We start from the raw sequence: 19,532 nt of genomic DNA, 5'->3' as shown, positions 1-19,532 counted from the left end.
TCAGCTCTGCGCCGCTTTCTGCGGCAGGATGTCGTTGGCCACCATCTCGCCGAAGGGACTCACGTAGTTGGCGCCCTCCACCTGGGTCGGCCGCTTGACCGGCAGGTGCGGGAACAGCAGTTCGGCCACCCGGTAGGATTCTTCCAGGTGCGGATAGCCGGAGAAGATGAAGGTATCGATGCCCAGAGCGGCGTATTCCTTGACCCGCGCGGCCACGGTGGGACCGTCGCCGACCAGCGCGGTCCCGGCGCCGCCCCGCACCAGGCCGACACCGGCCCAGAGGTTGGGGGCGATCTCCAGGTTGTCGCGGCGGCCCCCGTGCAGCGCGGCCATGCGCTGCTGGCCGACCGAATCGAAGCGGGCGAAGGCGGCCTGGGCCTTTTCGATGGTGGCATCGTCCAGGTTGGCGATGAGCCGGTCTGCGGCCTTCCAGGCCTCTTCGTTGGTCTCGCGGACGATCACGTGCAGGCGGATGCCGAAGCGCACCGTGCGGCCCTGGGCGGCGGCCTTGGCCCTGACCGCCTCGATCTTCTCGCGCACCGCGTCCAGGGGTTCGCCCCAGGTCAGGTACAGCTCCACCTGCTCGGCGGCCAGGTCCTGGGCGGCATCGGAAGAGCCGCCGAAGTACAGCGGCGGGCGCGGTTGCTGCAGCGGCGGATAGAGCAGCTTGGCGCCCTTCACCTGGATGTGCTTGCCGTCGTAGTCCACCGTCTCGCCCTCCAGCACGCGACGCCAGATGCGGGTGAACTCCACCGAGGCTTCGTATCTTTCGCTGTGGGACAGGTGCAGGCCGTCACCGGCCAGCTCGTCGGGATCGCCGCCGGTGACCAGGTTGAACAGCGCCCGGCCGCCGGAGAGGCGATCCAGGGTGGCCGCCTGCCGCGCTGCCACGGTGGGCGAGATGATCCCCGGGCGCAGGGCTACGAGGAACTTGAGTTTCTGGGTGACCGGGATCAGCGAGGCGGCCACCAGCCAGGAATCCTCGCAACTGCGACCGGTTGGGATCAGCACCCCGCCGAAACCCAGGCGATCGGCGGCCTGGGCGACCTGGGTCAGGTAGCCGTGGTCGACGGCGCGGGCGCCTTCGGCGGTACCCAGGTAGTGGCCATCGCCGTGGGTCGGCAGGAACCAGAAGATATCGAGACTCATGGGGACTTTCTCCAGCAGGCGAATTCAGGGTTTGGCGGCAGCGGTCTGCAGACTGGCGGGCGGGGTCCACACCACGTCGCGGATGACCAGCGGCTTGGGAATCAACTTGAGGGCGGTGAAGGCGTCGGCGATCTTCTGCTGCTGCGCCGCCACCTCGGGACTGATGAAGCGGGCGCCATAGCCCTGGCGCTTGACCACCCGTTCGGCGGTGTCCAGCGGCAGGTTCAGCAGCGGCGCCACCTGGGCGGCGACCTGGTCGGGGTGGGCCTTGGCCCACTCGCCCACCGAGCGCACCTCGTCGACGATGGCGCCGACCTGCTCGGGATGGGCCTTGGCGAAGCTGCGGGTGGCCAGATAGAACTGGTGGTTGTCGGCGAGGCCGGTGGCATCGGTCAGGGTGCGCGCCTGCAACTGGGTCTCGGCGGCGGCCTGATAGGGATCCCAGATCACCCAGGCATCCACCGCGCCGCGCTCGAAGGCGGCGCGGGCATCGGCGGGCGGCAGGTAGACCGGCTGGATGTCCTGGTAGGGGATGCCGGCCTTGGCCAGTGCCTGCACCAGCAGGTAGTGGACGTTGGAACCCTTGTTCAGGGCGATCTTCTTGCCCCTGAGATCGGCCAGCGACTGGATGGCCGAATCCTTGGGCACCAGGATGGCTTCGCTGGTGGGCGCCGGCGGTTCGTGGGCCACATAGACCAGATCGGCCCCGGCGGCCTGGGCGAACACCGGCGGGGTCTCCCCGGTCACGCCGAAATCGATGCTGCCGACGTTGAGGCCTTCCAGCAGCTGCGGGCCGCCGGGGAATTCGGTCCACTGCACCTTGACGCCGTCCTTGGCCAGGCGCTGCTCCAGGGTGCCGCGAGCCTTGAGGGTGATCAGGGTGCCGTACTTCTGATAGCCGATGCGCACCGTCTCTTCCGCCTGGGCCAGGCCGGCGGCCAGGGTCAGCAGGGAAACGGCGAGCAGCGAACGGGTGAAGGAGAACTGCATGACTAACGCTCCTGGTCAGATGCCCCAGCGCGCCTGACCGATGCGATCGGCCAGCAGCTCGGGGGTCAGGGGTTGGGGACGCCGCACCAGGGCCGCGTGGAATTGTTCGAGGGATTCGTGCAGGCGCTGCTCCAGCGCCGGGGTCAGGGCGACGCCGGTCTCGGTGTAGCTGACCTGGCTGTCGTCGGCGAAGACGCCATTGAGGATTTCCTGGGCCTTGAGCGCCGAAAGCACCGGCTTCAGCGCGTAGTCGATGGCCAGCAGGTGGCCGCTGGAACCGGCGGTGGCCAGGGGCAGCACCACCTTATGGGTCAGGGCGCGTTCGGGCAGCAGGTCCAGCAGGGTCTTGAGGGCGCCGGCCAGGGAGGCCTTGTACACCGGGGTGGCGATCACCAGGCCATCGGCGGCCTGCAACTGGGCGATCAGTTCCACCACCGGCGGACTGTCGAAACGGGCACCGATGAGGTCGGCGGCGGGAAAGTCCTGGATACGCCAGCGCGACAGTTCCACGCCGCGCGCCTGCAGCCAGTTCGCTGCCAGATCCAGCACGCCGGTGGAGCGCGACCGCGCTCCCGGACTGCCCGCCAAAGTCACCACCTGCATCGCCGCCTCCAGGATAAAAAGGAGCGGTGTCGCGCCGCTCGAAAAGGAATGAGCGGACCTTAGCAAGGGGTGCTTATTCCCTAAAAATATCCTTTAGGCACTTGGTTATAACCAGAAAACAAAAACCCCGGCCGGAGCCGGGGTTTTCTTGTCACCGCAGGTGTCAGCGATTGGGCTGCGGGGTCAGGCGCAGATAGGGCTTCACCGCGGTGTAGCCCTTGGGGAAACGGCGCTTGAGTTCTTCTTCGTCCTTGAGCGACGGCACGATGACCACGTCATCGCCATCCTTCCAGTTGCCCGGGGTCGCCACCTTGTGATTGTCGGTGAGCTGCAGGGAATCGATCACCCGCAGGATCTCGTCGAAATTGCGTCCGGTGCTGGCCGGATAGGTGATCGACAGCCGCACCTTCTTTTGCGGATCGATGACGAACAGCGAGCGCACCGTGAGGGTGTCGTTGGCATTGGGGTGGATCATGTCGTAGAGGGTCGAGACACTGCGATCGGCGTCGGCCAGGATCGGAAAGCCCACGGCGGTCGCCTGGGTTTCTTCGATGTCCTTGATCCAGCCCTGGTGCGATTCCAGGCCGTCCACCGAGAGGGCGATCACCTTGACGTCGCGCTTGGCGAATTCGTCCTTGAGCTTGGCGGTGAGGCCCAGTTCGGTGGTGCAGACCGGGGTGAAGTCGGCCGGATGGGAGAAGAGCACGCCCCAGCTGTCGCCCAGCCACTCGTGGAAGCGGATGCGACCCAGGCTGGAATCCTGTTCGAAATCGGGGGCGATGTCGCCCAGACGGATGGTCATTGGCAGTTCTCCTGATGCAGGTAGGGATAGCGGCACTATGCCGCCCACCAGAGCGGGCGGGAAAGATCGGATCACGCTGTGGTTATAACGCGAAAGACGACCCGTCCAGGGCCATCGTCCGGCGGCTACGCCCTGTGCTGCGTGATGCCCCTCACAATTTCGTCGCGCTTTTTCCACCCAGGCGCAGCGGCCGCTAGGGTGCTACACCTAAGGAAGATCGACGGACCGCCATTTGGCCGAGCGGGGCAACCCGCAGCGCTCGCCATGGTCTGTTGGCAAGACGAGGAGGAGATTCTCATGTTAGGCAAACGTAATGACGACCCCGGTGCCAGCACCCATTTCCGTAGCGAGCGCGTCAGCGTGGTCAACGGTCAGTTTTTCTTCACCACCCGCGAGGGCACCCTGGAAGGCCCCTTCTTCAGCCGCGAAGAAGCCCTCAACCAGATCGATCGCTACGTCGAGCGGCTGCAGACCTCTCAGGGCCTGATGCGCCAATCCGTCAGCAACGTCTGACCGCCTGCGCTCGATCCTTTAGACTGCGCGCCCTGAATCCCAGGCCGCGCCGCTCATGACCGATTTCCAGCACGCCCAGCTCGACTGGGATGCCTCCGGGCAACCCCACTCCCGCACCTATGGCGACGTCTATTTTTCCCGCGCCAGCGGTCTGGAAGAGACGCGCTATGTCTTCCTGCAGCAGAATCGCCTGGCCGAACGCTTCGCCGCGCTGGCGCCGGGCGAAGTCTTCACCATCGGCGAGACGGGTTTCGGCACCGGCCTCAACTTCCTCTGCGCCTGGCAACTTTTCGACGCCCTGGCACCACAGGAAGCGCGCCTGCATTTCGTCAGCGTCGAGCGCTTTCCGCTGACCGCCGCCGATCTCGCCCAGGCGCTGAGTCTCTGGCCGGAACTCGCCCCCTACAGCGCGGCGCTGCAGCGGCAGTACCAGGCGATCCATCCAGGCTTCCAGCGGCTGATCCTGGGCGACGGGCGCATCACCCTGACCCTGCTGGTCGGCGATGTGCTGGAGCGCCTGCCCGAACTGGATGCCCGTTGCGATGCCTGGTTCCTGGACGGCTTCGCCCCGGCCAAGAACCCCGAGATGTGGACGCCCGCGCTGTTCGCCGAGCTGGCTCGGCTGTCCCATGCCGGCACCACCCTGGCGACCTTTACCTGCGCCGGCTTCGTCCGCCGTGGTCTCAACGAGGCCGGCTTCGCCATGGCCAAGGTGCCTGGCTTCGGCCACAAGCGCGAAATGTTGGCCGGCGTGCTGGAACGCCCCGTCGCCCCTGATCCCGTGCCCTGGTATGCCCGCCCACCGCGCCCCCAGGGCCCGCGCACGGCCCTGGTCATAGGCGCCGGCCTGGCCGGTTGCGCCACCGCCGCCAGCCTGGCCCGCCGCGGCTGGCAGGTCCGGGTCGTCGAGCGCCACGGGGCGCCCGCCCAGGAGGCCTCCGGCAATCCCCAGGGCGTGCTCTATCTCAAGCTGTCGGCCCATGACACCCCGCTCAGTCGGCTGATCCTCGATGGCTTCGGCCTGACCCTGCGCCAATTGCAGGCCCTGCCGACGGGCGCGACCTGGTCACCCTGCGGGGTGCTGCAACTGGCGCTGACGGACAAGGACGCCCAGCGGCAGGCGCAACTGGCCGCGCACTTCCCCGCCGATCTGCTGCAGCCCCTGGACAGCGACGCCGCCAGCGACAGGGCCGGAATCGGTCTCACGGCGGGGGGCCTGTTCTTTCCGGAAGGAGGCTGGGTGCATCCGCCGGCGCTGTGCGCGCACTGGCTGGCCCATCCGAATATCGAGCTGGTCACCCATACCGAGGTGACCGCCCTCCAGCAGACCGAGCACGGCTGGCAGGCCAGCACCCAGGGCGAGCCGCTGACGGCGGCGGTGGTCGTGGTGGCCAGCGCCGCCCAGGCCCGAACGCTGCTGCCCGGCCTGCCGCTGAAGGCGATCCGCGGACAGCTGTCCGCGCTGCCGGAAACCCCGGATAGCCAGGCGCTGGCCACCGTGGTCTGCGGCGAAGGCTATCTCGCCCCGGCGCGGGAAGGTCGGCACTGCCTGGGCGCCAGCTTCGTGTTCGACCGGAGCGACACCGAACCCAGCCAGGTGGAACACCAGAGCAACCTGCACCTGCTCGCCGAATTGTCACCCGCGTTAGCGGCAGGCTATGCAGCCGAGAAACTGGAAGGTCGCGTGGCTTTCCGCTGTACCTCGCCGGATTACCTGCCCCTGGTCGGCCCGGTGGTGGACGAAGACCTCTTCGCCCAGCGCTACCAGGCACTGGCCTACGACGCCCGCCAGGTACCCGAGCAGCCTGCGCCCTGGCGCGAGGGACTCTATGTCAATCTGGCGCACGGCTCCCGTGGCCTGGTCACCACCCCGCTGGCCGCCGAACTGCTGGCGGCGTGGCTGGAAGACGAGCCCCTGCCGGTGGCGCGACAGGTGGCCGAGGCCTGCCACCCCAGTCGTTTCCCCCTGCGCCGGTTGATTCGCGGCGGCTAGATGATCGCCAGCGGACTCTTGGCTTGCGGCGGCGGAAAGGCGCCGTCGAGCAGGGCGAAGTCCTCTTCGCTCAGGCGCAGATCCAGGGCCCGCGCATTCTCTTCCAGATGTCCGGCATCGCCGGCCTTGGGAATGGCGATCACACCCGGCTGACGCAGCACCCAGGCCAGGGCGATCTGCGCCGGGGTGGCCTGATGCCGTTCGGCCAGGGTAGCCAGGGCCGGGTGGCGCAGCAGATCCCCGCCCTGCCCCAGCGGACAATAGGCCATCAGGGGCATCTGCTGACGCTGGCACCAGGGCAGCAGGTCATGCTCGATACCGCGCTGTTCCAGGTTGTAGAGCACCTGATTGGCGCTGCAGCGATCATCGTTCAATTCGAGCATGTCGCTGGTGTCGAGGTTGGAAACGCCCCAGTGGCGGATCTTGCCTTCGTCGCGCAGCTTCTCCAGCGCCATGACCGTCTCGATCAGTGGCACCTGGCCGCGCCAGTGCAGCAGATAGAGGTCGATGACATCGGTGCCCAGGCGCTTCAGACTGCGCTCGCAGGCGAGGGGTACGCCGGCTTCGGTGGCGTTCTTCGGATAGAACTTGCTCACCAGGAAGACCTCGTCGCGCCGCCCGGCAATGGCCTCACCCACCAGTTCCTCGGCGCGGCCTTCGCCATACATCTCGGCGGTGTCGATCAGGGTGAGTCCCAGGTCCAGGCCCTGGCGCAGGGCACTGACCTCCTGGCGATGCAGATCCGCGTTCTCGCCCATGCGCCAGGTACCCTGGCCCAGCGCCGGAACGGTAGTGCCATCGGGCAAACGAACGGTTTGAGCGGTATTCATGGGCGCTTCCTTCTCTTGGATGTGGTCGTTAGAACGCCAGCGCGACGCCGATTCTCCCGGTCATCCGCCAAACGGCAGCCAACGCCTTCCCACAGGCCCTGCGACCTGACGTCGCACTGTTAAAGTACGCCTACAAGGATTCCAAGAAAAATCACCAGGACCTGCCATGAAGTCGTCGATCCTGGGCCTTTGCGCCCTGCTCTCCGCCGCCATGCCCATGACATCCAGCTACGCTGACGTCATTACTCTGAGGTTTTCCCATGTGGTAGCGCCGGAGACCCCCAAGGGCAAGGGCGCTCAGCTGTTCCAGCAGCTGGTGGCGCAGCGCCTCGCCGGTCAGGTCCAGGTGGAGGTGTTGCCCAGCGGCACGGCCTTTACCGATGCCAACGAACTCCAGGCACTGCAGGACGGCAAGGTCGACATCCTGGCGCCGGCTATCAGCAAGCTCACCGAACTCAGTCCCAAGCTCAAGCTGTTCGACCTGCCCTTCCTGTTCGAGAGTCGTGCGGCGCTCGATCACTTCCAGGCCCGGCCCAGCGGTCGCCAGCTGCTGCAGAGCCTGGAGCCAGCCGGGGTCATCGGCCTGGCCTACTGGCCCAACGGCCTCAAGCAGCTGTCGGCGCGCAAGCCCCTGCGCGAACCCGGCGACGCCAAGGGACTGGTGTTCCGCATCCAGAACTCCGACGTCCTGCAGAGCCAGTTCGAGGCCCTGGGCGCCACGGCGGTCAGGCTGCCCTTCAACCAGACCCTGCAGGCACTCACCACGGGCACCGTCAATGCCACCGAGAACACCTGGTCCAATTACTGGAGCCAGCGTCTCGACCAGCAGCAGCGCTATTTCACCGAGAGCAACCACGGCGCCCTCGACTACATGCTGATCGTCAAGGCGGATCGCTGGCGCACCCTGCCCTTCGCCGTACGCAGCACCCTGGAAGAGATCATCGACCAGGTGACCTTCGAGGTGAAGAAGCAATCCGAGGCGGAAAACCAGCGTGATCGGGCGCGCATCGCCGCCGCGGGTGGCAGCGAGATCATCACCCTCACTCCCGAGCAACGGGCGCGCTGGCGGGAGGCCATGCGTCCGGTCTGGCAACGCTATGAAGGCGAGCTCGGCGCCTCGCTGCTCAAGGCGGCGGAAACCTCGAACTAGCGGGCCTGTTGCGGCGGCGCGGCCCAGCGGCGCAGGGGCAGACTGCCCGCCTCGCGGCACTGCAGATCGCGAAAGGGTCCCGCGACCCGGACCCAACCCGGCCCTGGCGGCGTCTGGGTACAGAAGTCCTGGGCATCGGTGTTGCTGCGCCAGCGCCAGTAGGCCGCCGGCTCGGCGACGGCCTGGCTACCCAGCAGCACCAGCAGGCCGATCGCCAGGTACCTGCCAGCGGTCCGCCGGAACCTCTCGCGCGATAAGCATGTCGGTTTGCAGGTAGGCCCTCTGAATTCGCACAGGATTTCCGCCATGCCGCTATCCGTCTTGCGTAGCAAACCCACCCTCCTCGCCCTCGCTCTGGTTGGCGCCGGTCTGGCTCTGACCGGCTGCGTCCGCGATCCGGAAAAACGTTCTCTGGGTGCCGAGGCGATCAGCAATGCCAAGAGCATGGCGCGCACCGATGTCGACATGCAGAAGGTGCTGAACAAATACGCCAGCTTCGATCCCAAGGCCGTGGAAAAACTCACCGCTCAGCAGGCCCGCCAACAGCCTACCATCGCCGATGCGGTCAAGGGTGTCCTGCAGGACGAGGGTCGTCCCACCCAGCCTGAGGCCCTGGTACCCGGCGTGACCAGCGTCGACCGTGCTGTGGATGGCGCCGCCGGCGTGCTGCCCGCCCGCATCTACACCCCCGAGGGCCAGGGTCCCTTCCCGGTCATCCTCTACTTCCACGGCGGCGGCTGGGTGTTCGCCGATCGCAACGTTTACGACGGTGGCGCCCGCGGTCTGGCCAAGCAGGCCAATGCCATCGTGGTCTCGGTGGACTATCGCCAGGCGCCCGAATACAAGTTTCCCGCTGCCCATGATGACGCCCTGGCGGCCTATCGCTGGGTGACCACCCACGCCGGCTCGCTCAACGGCGATTCCCAGCGGCTGGCCCTGGCCGGTGAAAGCGCCGGGGGCAACCTGGCGGTGGCGACCGCCGTGGCCGCCCGCAAGGCCGGTCTCACCGCACCCAAGCACGTGCTGTCGGTCTATCCGGTGGCCCAGACCAATACCCATACCCCGTCCTACGAGCAGTATGCGGACGCCAAGCCGCTCAATCGGCCGATGATGCTGTGGTTCGTCGAACAGGTGACCCGTACGCCCGCCGATCTCAAGGATCCGCGCCTGGACCTGACTCGCGCCGACCTCGCCGGCCTGCCGCCGGTGACCATCGTCAATGCCGAGATCGATCCCCTGCGTGACGACGGTGGCTTCCTGGAGACCGCCCTGCGCCAGGCCGGCGTCCAGGTGGAGCGAAAGGTCTATCCGGGCGTCACCCACGAGTTCTTCGGCACCGCTGCGGTGGTGCAGAAGGCCAAGGACGCCCAGGCCTATGCCGGCAGCCGTCTCAAGACGGACCTGGGCAAATAACAGTCTTCCGTCCGTCGTGAACACCGCCGGCCCCATGCCGGCGGTGTGCATTCAGTCGGGAAACAGCAAGGGCCCGGCCTCGCGCATGAAGATCTCGCAGGTCTTGGGGCCCACCCCCTTCAGGGTCTGCAGGCGGCGCTCGAAATCCGCACGATCGGCGCTGGCGTTACGTAGCTTGAGAAAACTGCCGCCATAGTCTTCCTGCAGATGACGACAGACATCCAGCAGGCGCGTGGCGGTGCTCTCGTCATAACGCCGGTAGTGGCCCTCGCCGAGATAGTTGACCAGTTGCTGCCAGCTCAGATTGAGCAGCTTGCGCGGCGTGTCGCGGCCGTATTTGCGATAGAGCACCGTCCAGGCCTGGGCAGCGATGCTCTGGGAGATGCGCTTGCCGAACAGGTAGCTGGCCAGGAACCAGCCGAACAGCGCCGGCTCGTCGCCCGGCGCCAGGGTCAGACCGAGATCGGCCGCAGAAGTCGTCTTGCTCAAGCATCATCCCTCTCGTAGGCATCTTGCCTAGGGAGGATCTGGCGCGGACGAGGTTCGAAACCAGCGACAGCCGGCAGGCTACTGGCGGATCACCTGGCCGCGTTGCGGCGCCAGCCGCGCCAGCAGGGCATTCTGCGCCCGCTCCGGGATGCCCTCGCGCTGCATGGCCAGTTGCAGGTCTTCCACCAGGGCGTTGAAGTCGGCGGGTTGCAGATTCAGACCGCGATGACTTTCCGCCATGCTCGCCCCTTCATAACGACAGGGACCGCCCGCATCGGCACAGAATTTCTGGATGAGCAGCTTGCGCAGCCGCGCGATGTCGACATTGGCGAAGTAGTGCCGGATCCGCCCGTCGCGCGCCACGTTGAGCAGCATCCCCTCGACGATTCGGGTGATGCCGGGCTGGCCACCCAGCTCCTGATAGAGCCGATCACCCGCCGGCGGCTGGGGCGTGCAACCCAGCATCAGCAGCAGCGCCGCCAGCACCAGAGGCTTCGCCTGCATCAGTAGCTCCCCTGCAGCGACAGATAGAGGCCCTGCTGATCGTCCAGGGTGGCGATCTCGCCCAGCCAGGCATAGGCCAGCACCAGCGACAGATGCTTGTTGGGGAAATAGCCGACGAAGGTATCCACCCAGTCACTCTCTCGGGTAAAGGACAGATTCTGCGGCTTCTCGCGATATTCCATGCCTACCGCCCACTGGGGATTGAAGAACACCGCCGCCGAGCCCTCCTTGAGCCACTGACGGCTGTCGTTGCGATCGCCACCGAAGCCCAGCAGCCCCATCTCGTTGGCGCGGCTGTACCTGAGACCGACGTTGAGCAGCAGGTTGTAGCCGAAGGCGCCGCCCAGAAACAGCCGGCTGGCACCCAGGTAGCCCTCGACATCGCTGTCGCGCCGCGCCCCCACGGCCGCGGGAATGCCGAAGTCGCGCTGATGCTTGTACTGCACGCCCAGGGCGATCTGCGGCAGCCGGTCGTAGATCAGGTCACCCGCCAGGCGCACCTTGGCGCCGACGATGTCCTGGCTGAGGCTGTCTTCCTCGAGCTTCATCAACCGCCGCAGGGTCGGCATGTCCAGGCGCTGGCGGGCATAGGAGACTTCCACCCGATTGTCGTAGGCCGCCGCGACGCCGGTGGCATCGAGCCGATAGTCACCGGTCCACACCCGGGTGGCGAAGGCGGTGGCGCCGGGCTGGCCGCTTTCGCCATAGCCGCCGATCACCGCCCAGGGCGTGATACCACCGCCCGCCGCGCCTTCCAGACTGCTGGCGCCGCCGGTGGCCAGCAGCTTGCCGCCGTCGGCCTGCACCCCGGTCGCCAGCAGCAACCCCGCCAGCAGCCAGCCACGCTTCATGACAGCGCCTCCAGCACAGGCTGGCTCTGCCGTTCCATCCAGGCCTCGAATTCCACGGCCGGTACCGGACGGCTGATGTAGTACCCCTGGATCACATCGCAGCCCCAGCTGCGCAACAGCGCCAGGGCTCGGGCTTCCTCGACCCCTTCGGCGACCACCTCCAGACCCAGGTTGTGGCCCATCTCGATGGTCGAGCGGACGATGACGGCGTCATCGTTGCCCGGTGCCAGCTCCTTCACGAAGGACTGGTCGATCTTCAATTCGTCCACCGGCAGCCGCTTCAGGTGCGCCAGGGAAGCCTGGCCGGTGCCGTAGTCGTCCACCGACAACCGGATGCCCAGCACGGAGAGCCGGGTCAGCAGCGCGATGGCCGCTTCCGGATCGGCCATGATGGCGCTCTCGGTGATCTCGAAGGTCAGCTGCCGCGCCGAGACGCCGGCGTCATCCAGCCAGCCCATGACCCGCTCAGGCAGTCGGGCATCGGCCAGGTCGACCGCCGAGACGTTCAGCGACACCTTGACCTCTCGGCCCTGGGTCTGCCAGAGCGCCAGCTGCCGGATCGCCGCCTGGATCACCCAGCGGGTGAGTCCGGCCATGCTGCCACTGCGCTCGGCCAGGGGAATGAATTCACCCGGCGAGACCATGCCCAGTTCGGCGTGGCGCCAGCGCAGCAGCACCTCGGCCTGGTGCGGCCCGCTGCCCTGCAGCGCCACCTTGGGTTGGAACACCAGCATCAATTCACCCCGCTCGCCCGCCAGCGGCAGATCGTGGACCAGTTGCAGACGCCGCTGCTGGGCCGCATCCCGTCCTTCATCATAGACCCGCAGGCGATCCGGCAACTGCCCGGCATCGAGCATGGCGCTGCGCGCGCGCTCGATCAGCTGGGTCGGATCGTCGCCATGGCGCGGATATTCGACGACACCGATGCGGCAACTGAGACGATACAGCTGACCTTCCCACTCGATCGGCTCGGCCAGCGACAGACGCAGCTGCTCGGCGAGCCCCACCGCGCCTTCCAGACCGACGCGGCAGAACTGCACGAGAAACTCGTCGCCCACCGGTCGCGAGACGCAGCCACGGCCGGCCAGCAGCACCTGCGCCCGCTCGGCCACCATCCTGAGCATCCGATCGCCCCCGGCGACCCCGGCGCTTTCATTGATCGCCTGGAAGCCATCCAGCCCCAGGTACAGCAGCGAAACCTGGGATTGGGTGGCGATGAAGACCCGCAGGCGTTCCTCGGCCAGGATGCGATTGGGCAATCCGGTCAGGGCATCATGCAAGGCATTGTGATTTAGCCGCTGCTCGCGTTCAGCGATGCCCTGGCGCATCTCTTCGAGCACCTGTGCCAAGCGGCCGAATTCGTCCCGGCGCTGGACTTCCACCTTGACCCCGTAGTCCCCCTGGCCGATCCGCCAGGACATCACCGACAGCTGCCGCAACGGCTGGGCCAGGTTGCGTGCCAGCCAGAGCGCGCCCAGCAGCGCCGCCAGCAGGGCACCGCCGGCGATCAGCGCCAGTTGCCTGAGCAGGGGTTCGAACTCGACCATGGCCAGATCGAGCGAACGCAGCAGATAGACCTGTACCGGATGGTCGGCGGTGCCGAGGGTCAGCCGCTTGACCTGATAGCGGCGATCACCCAGGATCAGCTGCCAGCTATCGCTGCCCTTGGGCGCGTTCGCCAGCTCAGGCAGCAGCAGCCGTCCCTGCGCCTCCGGCAGGGTACTGGCCATCAGCGCCGCTTCGCCGAGAAACACCACGTCCAGGTTGATCAGCGAGCGAAATTCCTCGGCCATGGCCTGATCCATGGCGAAACTCATCACCACCTGGGCAATGGGCACAGGAGCCCGGACCGGCACCGTGACCCGCAATTGCGGCAGGCCGGTACCCGCCAGCACACAGCTGCCGTCATTGCCCGACGCCACCGCGACGGGCAGCCGCTCGCCTTGGCTGTGCGCCGCCACGGTGCTGGCGATCAGCCGGCCGTCCAGATCCAGCAGATAGGTATCGCCCGCGCCCACCCGGGCGCCATGGTTGGCCAGCGCTGACCTCAGGGTCGGCACATCGCCACTGGCGACGGCATCGCGAAAGCCGAAATCGGCGGCGAGCACCCGCACGGCATCGTTCAGCCGGCGGCAGCGCCCGTCCAGCACCTGGCGAAAGACCCGCGCCCCGGTGTCGAGCTGGTCATAGGACTGGCGCACCGCACTGGCCTCGGTGGCGGCCTTGACCGTCAGATAGACCAGGGTGATGACCACCAGCATCAGCAGGAAAAGACTGCCGGCGATGCGGGTCTGGAAACTATGGATGAGCTTCATCGTGCGTGGCCTTGTGGAAGGCATCCTCGAAAGCCGAGCTCGCCGGCTCCACGGACTGCGGCTTCGGCTGAACCGCCAGCTGGAGTTTCAGGGTCACCGGCTTGCCCGCCACGTCCAGCGCAGGCTGGGCGACCTCCTGCTTGTCGCTGAGGTCGGGGTGCCACAGTGCCAGCTGATAATGACCGTCCGGCGCCTCCAGGCGGGCCTGGCCCTGACTGTCGGTCACCGCAGAGCGCCCGGCGGTGGTCACGTAGACGTATCCCACCATCCAATCGTGGATATTGCAGCCCACCACCACCACGCCCGGTTGGTCGAACACCACCGGCGTGCTGGGAAGCCCGTGGTAGAGCGGCAGCTCGAAGCGCTTCGGGCTGGAAAAGGAATAGACCTGATGGCGGATGTCGTCGGTATTGGGAAAGCTCACCGCCGTCCCGGTGGCCACCGCCAGGACATGGGGGACGAAGCGCCGATTCTGCTGGTCGATGGCCGCGGGCCGCCGCTCGGGCACCAGTCCCGGCGCCGACAGCATAACCACCGCATCGGCCAGGGGTGCTCCCTGGCTGTCCACGACCTGCACGGCGACCGGCGCCGCCTGCGCGCTGCCGAGGCCCAAGACCAGCAATCCCGTTACTAGATGTCGCTTGTTCACCCGCTGTTCTCCACCGCGCGCCCTTGGAAACTCTCGCCGGCTTCGCGGCGTGACTTCAGCTTTAGCGGCAGTCTCGGGGGAATCTTTATCGTCGCGACGGCCAGTCGTTGCCCCGGTCGTCGCACTTCAAGCGGTGCCCGGCGGTCAAGAAGGACAGGTCTCGGCCTGCGTTGAAAAAGCAGCGCCCTCGCCCCATGTTGGCCCTACATCCAAGCCCAAGGTACGCCAATGAGCGATCAGGACAACCAAGCGGACATTCTCAGCGAAGAAGCCGGCCAGACCGGTCTGGTGCTACCCGGCCAGAATCTTCCCGACAAGCTGTACGTCATCCCCATTCACAACCGCCCCTTCTTCCCGGCGCAGGTACTGCCCGTCATTGTCAACGAAGAGCCTTGGGCGGAAACCCTGGAGCTGGTGGCCAAGACCGACCACCATTGCCTGGCGCTGTTCTACATGGAGCAGCAACCCGGCGATGCCGACGGCTTCGATCCCGACCAGTTGCCGCAGCACGGCACCCTGGTGCGCATCCACCATGCCACCCGCCAGGACGGCAAGCTGCAGTTCGTGGCCCAGGGCCTGTCGCGGGTGCGCATCCGCGGCTGGCTGCGCCGTCAGCGTCCGCCCTATCTGGTGGAAGTCGAGCACCTGCGTCCCAGTCCCGATCCCAGCGACGAGGTGAAGGCCTATGGCATGGCGCTGATCAACGCCATCAAGGAGCTCTTGCCCCTCAACCCGCTGTACAGCGAAGAGCTGAAGAACTATCTCAATCGCTTCAGCCCCAACGATCCCTCGCCGCTCACCGACTTCGCCGCCGCCCTCACCACCGCGCCGGGCGATGAACTGCAGCAGGTGCTCGATACCGTGCCCATGCTGCAGCGCATGGAAAAGGTCCTGCCGCTGCTGCGCAAGGAGGTAGAGGTCGCCCGCCTGCAGAAGGAGCTGTCCGCCGAGGTCAATCGCAAGATCAACGAGCGCCAGCGCGAATTCTTCCTCAAGGAGCAACTCAAGCTGATCCAGCAGGAGTTGGGCATCACCAAGGACGATCGCAGCAGCGACATCGAAGGTTTTCGCCAGCGCCTGGACGGCAAGATCCTGCCCGAAGCCGCGCAGAAGCGCATCGACGACGAGCTGAACAAGCTGTCCATCCTCGAGACCGGCTCGCCGGAATACGGCGTCACCCGCAACTACCTGGACTGGGCCACCGATCTGCCGTGGGGTATCCACGGCCAGGACAAGCTCGATCTCAAGCACGCGCGCAAGGTGCTCGACCGGCACCACGCCGGGCTCGACGACATCAAGAATCGCATCCTCGAATTCCTCGCGGTGGGCGCCTTCAAGGGTGAGGTGACCGGCTCCATCGTGCTGCTGGTGGGTCCGCCCGGGGTGGGCAAGACCAGCATCGGCAAGTCCATCGCCGAATCCCTCGGCCGCCCCTTCTATCGCTTCAGTGTCGGCGGCATGAGGGACGAAGCCGAGATCAAGGGCCACCGCCGTACCTACATCGGCGCCATGCCCGGCAAGCTCGTCCAGGCCCTGCGCGACGTCAAGGTGATGAATCCGGTCATCATGCTCGACGAGATCGACAAGATGGGCCAGAGCTACCAGGGCGATCCCGCCTCGGCACTGCTGGAGACCCTGGATCCGGAACAGAACGTCGATTTCCTCGACCACTATCTGGATCTGCGCCTCGACCTGTCCAAGGTGCTGTTCGTCTGTACCGCCAACACCCTGGACTCCATTCCCGGGCCTCTGCTGGACCGCATGGAGGTCATCCGCCTCTCCGGCTATATCGCCGAGGAAAAGCAGGCCATCGCCAAGCGGCACCTCTGGCCCAAGCAGCTGGACAAGGCCGGGGTGCCCAAGGATCGCCTGACGCTCACCGACAGTGCCCTCAAGGCCCTGGTGGAAGGCTATGCCCGGGAAGCCGGCGTACGCCAGCTGGAGAAGCAGCTGGGCAAGCTGGTGCGCAAGGCGGTGGTCAGGCTCATCGAGGACCCCAAGCTCAAGATCAAGATCGGCGCCTCGGATCTCGAGGACTATCTGGGCATGCCGCCCTTCCGCAAGGAGCAGGTGCTGTCCGGGGTCGGCATCATCACCGGGCTGGCCTGGACCAGCATGGGCGGCGCCACCCTGCCGATCGAGGCGACGCGCATCCATACTCTGAATCGCGGCTTCAAGCTCACCGGCAAGCTGGGTGACGTCATGAAGGAATCCGCCGAGATCGCCTACAGCTACGTCACCGCGCATCTCAAGGACTTCAAGGGTGATCCGAACTTCTTCGACCAGGCCCTCGTCCACCTGCACGTACCCGAAGGCGCCACGCCCAAGGACGGTCCCAGCGCCGGCATCACCATGGCCTCCGCCCTGCTGTCGCTGGCGCGCAACCAGGCGCCTAAGAAGAACGTGGCCATGACCGGCGAGCTGACCCTGACCGGCCAGGTGCTGCCCATTGGTGGGGTACGGGAAAAGGTCATCGCGGCGCGGCGGCAGAAGATCAGTGAACTGATCCTGCCGGAGCCCAATCGCGGTGATTTCGAAGAGCTGCCCGCCTATCTCAAGGAGGGGCTGACCGTCCACTTCGCCAAGCGCTTCGCCGACGTGGCCAAGGTGCTCTTCTAGTCTGACCGTCCGACCTCTTGGGGTATGCTCTGCGTTTTGCCGTCATACCCCGGAGGTTTCCATGTCCAACCGTCTTCTGTTCTGCGGCTGTCTGCTCCTGGCCGGCTGCAGCAGCACCCAGCCGAGCGGCAACCTCATCCTGGGTGACGACAGCGACTGCACCCCGCTGGCCATGCACATCGGCCAGGAACTGACCCTGACCCTGCCCAGCGATCCCACCAGCGGCTATCGCTGGACCATCCTTCAGCGCAGCGACAACCTCAGGCAACTCGGCCCGGAAGTCTTTCGCGAACAGCGCCAGGACCAAGGCGGCATCGGCAGCGCCGGTCAGTCCCTCTGGCGCTTCCGCGCCCAGAGCGCCGGCAGCGCCCATCTCGAACTCCAGGCTCGCCAGCCCTGGGATGCCGAAGCCGAGCCCCAGGCCCGCTTCGACTGCCGTATCGAAATCCGCTGAGCCCACGTCCAGCGGTGCCTGCCGGGGGTACAATGCCCCCTTTCGATTTTCCAGGTACCGCCCATGAGCGAAGCCGACCGCCTGTTCGCGTCGCCGCAGCCTCCTGCCGACTTCACCTTCAACGAAGACGTGGTGCGCGTCTTTCCCGACATGATCAAGAGATCCGTGCCGGGCTATCCCACCATCGTCGAGAATCTCGGTGTCATCGCCGCACGGTTCGCCCAGCCTCATAGCCGCCTCTATGACCTCGGCTGCTCCCTGGGCGCCGTGACCCAGGCGCTGCGCCGTCATGTCCGCGCCGAGGGTACCCGGGTGGTGGCCATCGACAACTCCACCGCCATGGTTACCCGCTGCCGCGAATACCTCAGCGCCCAGGACTCCATGCATGAGGAGTTGCTCCCGGTAGAGGTGGTGGAAGCCGATATCCTCGAAGTCCCGCTCGAACCAGCTTCGGTGATCGCCCTCAACTTCACCCTGCAATTCATCGCCCCGGAACAGCGCCTGGGCCTGCTCAGCCGACTGCGCGCCAGCCTGCTGCCCGGCGGCGCCCTGCTGCTGTCGGAAAAGATCCGTTTTCCGGAGACCGAGACCCAGGCCCTGCTCAACGGCCTGCACCTGGACTTCAAGAGAGCCAATGGCTACAGCGAGCTGGAAATCGCCCAGAAACGCACCGCGCTGGAAAACGTCATGCTCACCGACACCCTGGACGAACACCGTGCGCGCCTCCAGGCCGCCGGCTTCACCACCGTCGTGCCCTGGTTCCAATGCCTCAACTTCACCTCCCTGATCGCCCTGCCATGACCCAGCCTTCCTACCTCGCAGCCCTGCAGCGGGCGCTGGCGGATACCCCGCTGGCCACCTGGTCCCAGTCCCTCGAAGCCGTCCTGGCCGCCAAGTACGCCCGCGGCCACGGCGATCTGCAGCGCTGGCAAGCGGGTGTCGATGCGCTCCCCGAAATCGCTGTAGCGGCTGTCGAACTGCGTGAGGCCGTGCGCCTCGTCGGCGTGCCCTCAGCCGAGCAGCACCAGGCCCTGCGCGAGGCACTGCTGCAACTGCGCCCGTGGCGCAAGGGCCCCTTCCAGCTGTTCGATCTCCACCTGGATACCGAATGGCGCTCCGACTGGAAGTGGGACAGGGTCTCCCCTCACCTGGATCTGCAGGGCAAGCGCGTCCTGGATGTCGGCTGCGGCAATGGCTACTACCAGTGGCGCATGCTTGGCGCCGGAGCCAGCCTGGTCCTGGGGGTCGATCCCAACTGGCTGTTCCACTGCCAATTCCAGGCCCTGCGCCGCTATCTGCCCGACCTGCCCACCTGGCACCTGCCATTGACACTGGAAGAGCTGCCCGTCCTGGACGGCGGCTTTGATACCGTCTTTTCCATGGGCGTGTTCTACCATCGTCGTTCGCCCATCGACCACCTGCTGGATCTGAAGAACTGCCTCGACAGCGACGGTGAGCTGGTCCTGGAAACCCTGGTCGTTGAAGGCGATGCCACCACCGTCCTGGTCCCCGAAGACCGCTACGCGCAGATGCGCAACGTCTGGTTCCTGCCCTCGGCGGCCGCCCTGCAACTCTGGCTGCAACGCGCCGGTTACCGCGACGTCCGCCTGGTGGATCTCACCCCTACGACGGTAGACGAACAGCGCTCCACCGAATGGATGGGCTTCCAGTCGCTACCGGACTTCCTGAATCCGGAAGATCCAAGCCTGACTGTCGAAGGCCTCCCCGCTCCCCTGCGCGCCACCCTGATAGCCCGCAAACCCTGAACGCAAAAAGCCCGGCATCTGCCGGGCTTTTTCTTGCTCTTGTAACGCTGCGGTAGGTTGGGTTGAGCGCAGCGAAGCCCAACATCCAGCCATCCGATCGCGGCCATGGGCCGCTCCTACGGCATGCCTCCTTGTAGGAGCGGCGGCATCGGCGGACTGCCATGGCCGCGATAGCCCGGCGCAGCCGGGCGGTTGTGGCTCTTTGGCTCTTTGCAGAATGTCAGCAGCACCGTCTAGCAGGCCCTACTCCAAACTCTTTACCACTCCGCTCCTGGTCCCCTCTCCCCCCCGGGAGAGGGCTAGGGTGAGGGCCACCTCAGCTACGCAGCCCCAGGCCTTCGCTGGCCAATTCTCTGCCCCCAGCGCCTAGGCGCCCCAAGGCCCAGCCAAACTTTTCCCGCCCCAAAGACAACACCCCCGCCAGAGTGAACTGAGCGGGGGT

19 protein-coding genes are annotated in these 19,532 nt (G+C 66.4%); 8 read left to right on the top strand and 11 right to left on the bottom strand.

Going from position 1 to position 19,532, the window contains the following annotated elements; all coding sequences use genetic code 11:
• The 4 genes from ssuD to DBY63_RS23315 form a co-directional block, all read right to left on the bottom strand.
• Nucleotides 1-1,149, bottom strand: a complete 1,149-nt coding sequence (gene ssuD / locus DBY63_RS23330; protein WP_027598406.1) for an FMNH2-dependent alkanesulfonate monooxygenase — start codon at nucleotides 1,147-1,149, stop codon at nucleotides 1-3.
• Between the two features lie 24 nt (nucleotides 1,150-1,173).
• Nucleotides 1,174-2,139: a sulfonate ABC transporter substrate-binding protein gene (locus DBY63_RS23325; RefSeq protein ID WP_027598407.1), complete on the bottom strand. Its 966-nt coding sequence runs from the start codon at nucleotides 2,137-2,139 to the stop codon at nucleotides 1,174-1,176.
• A 15-nt stretch (nucleotides 2,140-2,154) separates the two neighbouring features.
• Nucleotides 2,155-2,742, bottom strand: coding sequence for an NADPH-dependent FMN reductase (gene ssuE, locus DBY63_RS23320; protein ID WP_027598408.1), 588 nt, complete (start codon nucleotides 2,740-2,742; stop codon nucleotides 2,155-2,157).
• A 163-nt stretch (nucleotides 2,743-2,905) separates the two neighbouring features.
• Nucleotides 2,906-3,544, bottom strand: a complete 639-nt coding sequence (locus DBY63_RS23315; RefSeq protein WP_027598409.1) for a peroxiredoxin — start codon at nucleotides 3,542-3,544, stop codon at nucleotides 2,906-2,908.
• Between the two features lie 297 nt (nucleotides 3,545-3,841).
• On the opposite strand from DBY63_RS23315, the gene DBY63_RS23310 reads away from it, so the two are divergent.
• Together DBY63_RS23310 and mnmC are read left to right on the top strand one after the other, a co-directional pair.
• A complete protein-coding gene (locus DBY63_RS23310) occupies nucleotides 3,842-4,057 on the top strand; it encodes a DUF6316 family protein (protein WP_007163023.1) in 216 nt (71 codons plus the stop codon).
• Between the two features lie 55 nt (nucleotides 4,058-4,112).
• Nucleotides 4,113-6,050 carry a bifunctional tRNA (5-methylaminomethyl-2-thiouridine)(34)-methyltransferase MnmD/FAD-dependent 5-carboxymethylaminomethyl-2-thiouridine(34) oxidoreductase MnmC gene (mnmC, locus tag DBY63_RS23305; RefSeq protein WP_108582945.1) on the top strand — a complete coding sequence of 646 codons (1,938 nt, stop codon included), beginning with the start codon at nucleotides 4,113-4,115 and terminating at the stop codon, nucleotides 6,048-6,050.
• On the opposite strand, the gene DBY63_RS23300 is transcribed toward mnmC, so the two are convergent.
• On the bottom strand, nucleotides 6,047-6,880 hold the full coding sequence (locus DBY63_RS23300; protein WP_007163021.1) for an aldo/keto reductase: 834 nt from the start codon (nucleotides 6,878-6,880) through the stop codon (nucleotides 6,047-6,049). The two genes, mnmC and DBY63_RS23300, sit on opposite strands and share 4 nt — an antisense overlap.
• A gap of 166 nt (nucleotides 6,881-7,046) precedes the next feature.
• Between DBY63_RS23300 and DBY63_RS23295 the strand changes: the two genes are divergently transcribed.
• Complete coding sequence (locus DBY63_RS23295; RefSeq protein WP_108582944.1) at nucleotides 7,047-8,030, top strand: DctP family TRAP transporter solute-binding subunit; 984 nt, start codon at nucleotides 7,047-7,049, stop codon at nucleotides 8,028-8,030.
• Here DBY63_RS23295 and DBY63_RS23290 read toward each other — a convergent pair.
• Nucleotides 8,027-8,230, bottom strand: a complete 204-nt coding sequence (locus tag DBY63_RS23290; protein WP_256594513.1) for a hypothetical protein — start codon at nucleotides 8,228-8,230, stop codon at nucleotides 8,027-8,029. The genes DBY63_RS23295 and DBY63_RS23290 overlap by 4 nt on opposite strands.
• A gap of 106 nt (nucleotides 8,231-8,336) precedes the next feature.
• Between DBY63_RS23290 and DBY63_RS23285 the strand changes: the two genes are divergently transcribed.
• Entirely contained in the window at nucleotides 8,337-9,443 is a 1,107-nt protein-coding gene (locus DBY63_RS23285) for an alpha/beta hydrolase (protein ID WP_108582943.1), read from the top strand.
• A gap of 51 nt (nucleotides 9,444-9,494) precedes the next feature.
• On the opposite strand, the gene DBY63_RS23280 is transcribed toward DBY63_RS23285, so the two are convergent.
• The 5 genes from DBY63_RS23280 to DBY63_RS23260 all read right to left on the bottom strand — a co-directional run bounded on the left by DBY63_RS23280 (nucleotide 9,495) and on the right by DBY63_RS23260 (nucleotide 14,251).
• Nucleotides 9,495-9,932 carry a DNA methylase gene (locus DBY63_RS23280; protein WP_007163017.1) on the bottom strand — a complete coding sequence of 146 codons (438 nt, stop codon included), beginning with the start codon at nucleotides 9,930-9,932 and terminating at the stop codon, nucleotides 9,495-9,497.
• A gap of 78 nt (nucleotides 9,933-10,010) precedes the next feature.
• Nucleotides 10,011-10,436 (bottom strand): group 1 truncated hemoglobin, encoded by a 426-nt coding sequence (locus DBY63_RS23275; RefSeq protein ID WP_108582942.1) that lies wholly within the window; start codon nucleotides 10,434-10,436, stop codon nucleotides 10,011-10,013.
• Nucleotides 10,436-11,287, bottom strand: a complete 852-nt coding sequence (locus tag DBY63_RS23270; RefSeq protein ID WP_042138083.1) for a DUF3034 family protein — start codon at nucleotides 11,285-11,287, stop codon at nucleotides 10,436-10,438. Before DBY63_RS23270 ends, DBY63_RS23275 begins: the two co-directional genes overlap by 1 nt.
• Nucleotides 11,284-13,602, bottom strand: coding sequence for an EAL domain-containing protein (locus DBY63_RS23265; RefSeq protein ID WP_074584722.1), 2,319 nt, complete (start codon nucleotides 13,600-13,602; stop codon nucleotides 11,284-11,286). The genes DBY63_RS23270 and DBY63_RS23265 overlap by 4 nt, the downstream gene beginning before the upstream one ends.
• Nucleotides 13,586-14,251 (bottom strand): methylamine utilization protein, encoded by a 666-nt coding sequence (locus DBY63_RS23260; protein ID WP_042138079.1) that lies wholly within the window; start codon nucleotides 14,249-14,251, stop codon nucleotides 13,586-13,588. Before DBY63_RS23260 ends, DBY63_RS23265 begins: the two co-directional genes overlap by 17 nt.
• A 228-nt stretch (nucleotides 14,252-14,479) precedes the next feature.
• Between DBY63_RS23260 and lon the strand changes: the two genes are divergently transcribed.
• From lon to cmoB, 4 genes are all read left to right on the top strand, one after another.
• On the top strand, nucleotides 14,480-16,870 hold the full coding sequence (gene lon, locus DBY63_RS23255; protein WP_027601420.1) for an endopeptidase La: 2,391 nt from the start codon (nucleotides 14,480-14,482) through the stop codon (nucleotides 16,868-16,870).
• Between the two features lie 61 nt (nucleotides 16,871-16,931).
• A complete protein-coding gene (locus tag DBY63_RS23250; RefSeq protein ID WP_108582941.1) occupies nucleotides 16,932-17,324 on the top strand; it encodes a protease inhibitor I42 family protein in 393 nt (130 codons plus the stop codon).
• A 63-nt stretch (nucleotides 17,325-17,387) separates the two neighbouring features.
• Complete coding sequence (gene cmoA, locus DBY63_RS23245) at nucleotides 17,388-18,125, top strand: carboxy-S-adenosyl-L-methionine synthase CmoA (RefSeq protein ID WP_027598420.1); 738 nt, start codon at nucleotides 17,388-17,390, stop codon at nucleotides 18,123-18,125.
• Nucleotides 18,122-19,090 (top strand): tRNA 5-methoxyuridine(34)/uridine 5-oxyacetic acid(34) synthase CmoB, encoded by a 969-nt coding sequence (gene cmoB / locus DBY63_RS23240; protein WP_108582940.1) that lies wholly within the window; start codon nucleotides 18,122-18,124, stop codon nucleotides 19,088-19,090. The genes cmoA and cmoB overlap by 4 nt, the downstream gene beginning before the upstream one ends.
• Nucleotides 19,091-19,532 lie beyond the last annotated feature (442 nt).

This window comes from Pseudomonas sp. RIT411 (assembly GCF_003057735.2).
Taxonomy (GTDB): Bacteria; Pseudomonadota; Gammaproteobacteria; order Pseudomonadales; family Pseudomonadaceae; genus Chryseomonas; species Chryseomonas oryzihabitans.
The sequence above is the reverse complement of the archived record's forward strand: the minus strand, read 5'-3'. Positions and strand labels throughout refer to the sequence as shown.

Bases quoted from the DNA above. Each gene is read 5' to 3' on its own strand.
- ssuD (WP_027598406.1), bottom strand. From the start codon at position 1,149: ATGAGTCTCGATATCTTCTGGTTCCTGCCGACCCACGGCGATGGCCAC.
- DBY63_RS23325 (WP_027598407.1), bottom strand. From the start codon at position 2,139: ATGCAGTTCTCCTTCACCCGTTCGCTGCTCGCCGTTTCCCTGCTGACC.
- ssuE (WP_027598408.1), bottom strand. From the start codon at position 2,742: ATGCAGGTGGTGACTTTGGCGGGCAGTCCGGGAGCGCGGTCGCGCTCC.
- DBY63_RS23315 (WP_027598409.1), bottom strand. From the start codon at position 3,544: ATGACCATCCGTCTGGGCGACATCGCCCCCGATTTCGAACAGGATTCC.
- DBY63_RS23310 (WP_007163023.1), top strand. From the start codon at position 3,842: ATGTTAGGCAAACGTAATGACGACCCCGGTGCCAGCACCCATTTCCGT.
- mnmC (WP_108582945.1), top strand. From the start codon at position 4,113: ATGACCGATTTCCAGCACGCCCAGCTCGACTGGGATGCCTCCGGGCAA.
- DBY63_RS23300 (WP_007163021.1), bottom strand. From the start codon at position 6,880: ATGAATACCGCTCAAACCGTTCGTTTGCCCGATGGCACTACCGTTCCG.
- DBY63_RS23295 (WP_108582944.1), top strand. From the start codon at position 7,047: ATGAAGTCGTCGATCCTGGGCCTTTGCGCCCTGCTCTCCGCCGCCATG.
- DBY63_RS23285 (WP_108582943.1), top strand. From the start codon at position 8,337: ATGCCGCTATCCGTCTTGCGTAGCAAACCCACCCTCCTCGCCCTCGCT.
- DBY63_RS23275 (WP_108582942.1), bottom strand. From the start codon at position 10,436: ATGCAGGCGAAGCCTCTGGTGCTGGCGGCGCTGCTGCTGATGCTGGGT.
- DBY63_RS23270 (WP_042138083.1), bottom strand. From the start codon at position 11,287: ATGAAGCGTGGCTGGCTGCTGGCGGGGTTGCTGCTGGCGACCGGGGTG.
- DBY63_RS23265 (WP_074584722.1), bottom strand. From the start codon at position 13,602: ATGAAGCTCATCCATAGTTTCCAGACCCGCATCGCCGGCAGTCTTTTC.
- lon (WP_027601420.1), top strand. From the start codon at position 14,480: ATGAGCGATCAGGACAACCAAGCGGACATTCTCAGCGAAGAAGCCGGC.
- DBY63_RS23250 (WP_108582941.1), top strand. From the start codon at position 16,932: ATGTCCAACCGTCTTCTGTTCTGCGGCTGTCTGCTCCTGGCCGGCTGC.
- cmoA (WP_027598420.1), top strand. From the start codon at position 17,388: ATGAGCGAAGCCGACCGCCTGTTCGCGTCGCCGCAGCCTCCTGCCGAC.
- cmoB (WP_108582940.1), top strand. From the start codon at position 18,122: ATGACCCAGCCTTCCTACCTCGCAGCCCTGCAGCGGGCGCTGGCGGAT.